The organism is Vibrio sp. 1874 (assembly GCF_033344395.1).
Classification (GTDB): Bacteria; Pseudomonadota; Gammaproteobacteria; order Enterobacterales; family Vibrionaceae; genus Vibrio; species Vibrio alginolyticus.
In genome coordinates this window covers 1-1017 of sequence record NZ_JAWPOR010000199.1, presented here as the reverse complement: position 1 = coordinate 1017, position 1017 = coordinate 1, and the positions used below count along the sequence as shown (strand labels likewise).

Genomic DNA, 1017 nt, shown 5'->3' with positions numbered 1-1017 from the left:
AGAAGACTTTTACTGGGTCGCGCTCGATGGGCAAATGCACACAGACAAAAGCAGCATTACGTCCGAAGAACTCCAAGAAACCAACCTCATGCTGCTTAAAGAAGGCCACTGCCTCAAAGATCATATTTTGGATGCCTGCCGCCTCTCTGAACAAACCTCCAATCAGGAATACCGTGCCACCAGCCTAAACACGTTAATTCAAATGGTAATGAGTGGAATGGGCACAACCTTGATCCCGGAAATGGCACTGGAACAGCTCGTCACGCACTACCCAGTATTATCGGCAGTGCATTTAAATGAGCCCGGCCCTCACCGCAGAATAGCCCTCGCGTTTCGCCCAAACTATGTCGACGTTTCCAGTCTCGAAGCGCTTTCCCGTATCGCGAAGCAATCTCTCAAATAATCTCGAAATCAAAATCGTTTAAACCCAGCAGTATGCCGTTACCTCGGTGTGCTTTGTAGGCGTTGATATTTGCTATAGACAACGCCTTCCATTCAGTAATCAAAATTTCCGAACGTTACATTCATTTTTATCATTTTTACAAATCAGAACATCTATCCAATACTTTTTTTAGTTGTTTGCTGACGGCTTACAAAAAGTCGTGAAACCAGATGGAATGAGAGGAAGCTAGCATGACGCACATCGATATCGGCATTGATAGAGAGCACCGATTAAGCACCGCAGAGGGCTTGAAGCAGCTCTTGGCAGATTCTTACACGCTCTATCTGCAAACGCACAACTTCCACTGGAATGTGGAAGGCCCGAACTTCAGAGAACTGCATCTCATGTTCGAAGAACACTATACCGAACTTGCGACGGCTGTTGACGAGATTGCCGAGCGCATACGCACACTGGACGTTCCCGCACCCGGCACGTTTAAAGAGTTCGCCAAACTTAGTGTAATTGTAGAGGTTGAAGGCGTTCCAAGCGCGACGGAAATGGTCGACATACTCACACACAATCACGAACAAGTCGTAAAGACCGCGCGTAAAGTGTTAAAGCTAGCCCAACAAGCG

Annotated in this window: 2 protein-coding genes; both read left to right on the top strand. The window is 47.2% G+C overall.

Annotated elements, in window-relative coordinates:
• Positions 1 to 403, top strand: a 403-nt coding sequence (locus tag R8N46_RS25595; RefSeq protein ID WP_318189829.1) for a LysR substrate-binding domain-containing protein, incomplete at its 5' end; no start/stop codon positions are given.
• 230 nt (positions 404 to 633) lie between these two features.
• A partial coding sequence (locus R8N46_RS25590; protein WP_318189828.1) for a Dps family protein occupies positions 634 to 1017 on the top strand: 384 nt, incomplete at its 3' end.